This window comes from Chryseobacterium sp. CFS15 (genome assembly GCF_031118795.1).
Taxonomy (GTDB): domain Bacteria; phylum Bacteroidota; class Bacteroidia; order Flavobacteriales; family Weeksellaceae; genus Chryseobacterium; species Chryseobacterium indoltheticum.
This window is the reverse complement of the sequence record NZ_JAVHYL010000024.1, coordinates 1-1,665: the sequence shown is the minus strand read 5'-3', so window position 1 is coordinate 1,665 and position 1,665 is coordinate 1. Positions and strand designations below refer to the sequence as shown.

Sequence of the window (1,665 nt, the reverse complement as noted above, 5' to 3'; positions counted from 1 at the left end):
CATTGCTGTTGGCGTCTCTTCTTCCGAAGTTACGAGACTATTTTGCCTAGTTCCTTAACCATGATTCACTCTAGCACCTTAGGATTCTCTCCTCGACTACCTGTGTCGGTTTATGGTACGGGTTGCTTCACTTCGGCTTTTCTTGGAAGCACTTTCCCTGCAGCAGCTTCGCCCGAAGGCTAGGCCTTGACTATTCCGTCAGTCTCCAGCAGGTACGGCACTCCGTCCCCTTTTTAGTGTGAGCAAGTATGGGAATATTAACCCATTGTCCATCCACTACCCCTTTCGGGTTCGCGTTAGGTCCCGACTAACCCTCAGCTGATTAGCATGGCTGAGGAAACCTTAGTCTTTCGGTGAGCGGGTTTCTCGCCCGCTTTATCGTTACTTATGCCTACATTTTCTTTTCTGTACGCTCCACAATATCTCACGATACTGCTTCTGTGCAAACAGAATGCTCCCCTACCAGATACAACCCAACGGTTGTAAATCCATAGCTTCGGTACTCTATTTATGCCCGATTATTATCCATGCCGGACCGCTCGACTAGTGAGCTGTTACGCACTCTTTAAATGAATGGCTGCTTCCAAGCCAACATCCTAGCTGTCAATGCAGTCCAACCGCGTTGCTTCAACTTAATAGAGATTTGGGGACCTTAGCTGTTGGTCTGGGTTCTTTCCCTCTCGGACACGGACCTTAGCACCCGCGCCCTCACTGCCGTGGAACATTTATTAGCATTCGGAGTTTGTCAGGAATTGGTAGGATTTGACTCCCCCGCATCCAATCAGTAGCTCTACCTCTAATAAACTTATACACGACGCTGCACCTAAATGCATTTCGGGGAGTACGAGCTATCTCCCAGTTTGATTGGCCTTTCACCCCTACCCACAGGTCATCCGAAGACTTTTCAACGTCAACCGGTTCGGTCCTCCACTTTGTGTTACCAAAGCTTCAACCTGCCCATGGGTAGATCACAAGGTTTCGCGTCTAATACTACTAACTAAGCGCCCTATTCAGACTCGCTTTCGCTCCGGCTCCGGACCTGAAGTCCTTAACCTCGCTAGTAACATTAACTCGTAGGCTCATTATGCAAAAGGCACGCCGTCACCCAACTTGTGGGCTCCGACCGCTTGTAGGCGTACGGTTTCAGGTTCTATTTCACCCTTCTATTCGAAGTGCTTTTCACCTTTCCTTCACAGTACTTGTTCACTATCGGTCTTTCAGGAGTATTTAGCCTTGGAGGATGGTCCCCCCATATTCAGACAGGATTTCACGTGTCCCGCCCTACTCATTTATCATCTAAATATACCTTTCAAATACGGGGCTATCACCCTCTACGGCTGTTCTTTCCAGAACATTCTTTTAAATATATAAAGACTTTTGGGCTAATCCGCGTTCGCTCGCCACTACTTACGGAATCTCTTCGATTTCTTTTCCTCCGGGTACTTAGATGTTTCAGTTCTCCGGGTTTGCTCTCCTTGCGGAGTGACTGGTCTTCAACCAGACGGGTTGCCCCATTCGGACATCTCGGGATCAATTCGTGTGTGCCAATCCCCCGAGCTTTTCGCAGCTTACCACGTCCTTCTTCGCCTCTGAAAGCCTAGGCATCCGCCATACGCCCTTAACGATTTCTTTCCTAATTATTAATTAGTTCAGTATTTTTGCTTA

At 48.2% G+C, this 1,665-nt stretch carries 1 rRNA gene; it reads right to left on the bottom strand.

From position 1 onward, the window contains the following. A 23S ribosomal RNA gene (locus OH814_RS20490) occupies nucleotides 1–1,632 on the bottom strand; the annotation flags it as partial. Nucleotides 1,633–1,665: the final 33 nt, after the last annotated feature.